Annotated in this window: 1 protein-coding gene; it reads left to right on the forward strand. The window is 47.8% G+C overall.

Going from position 1 to position 301, the window contains the following annotated elements:
- Positions 1-301 (forward strand): acyl-CoA dehydrogenase domain-containing protein (locus R7Z77_RS25510; RefSeq protein WP_411913214.1); only part of this gene is annotated, 301 nt, incomplete at both ends.

Here is a 301-nt window from a genome sequence, read left to right on the forward strand (position 1 = left end):
GAAGGTGCAAACATTCTGACTCGTTCGATGATCATCTTCGGTCAAGGTGCGATTCGTTGTCACCCATATGTACTTGAAGAAATGAACGCAGCTTACTCAGAAGCGAGCGACGCGGTTGAGAAATTCGACAAAGCGTTAGCTGGCCACGTGAGCTTTACCATGAGTAACCTCGTTCGCAGTATTTGGTTTGGTTTGAGCGATGGTCTCGGTTCATCGGCACCGACTAAAGATGCAACGAAACGCTACTACCAACAGCTAAACCGTTACAGTGCCAACCTAGCGCTTCTGTCTGATATCTCAA

This window comes from Vibrio sp. 1401, from assembly GCF_033340295.1.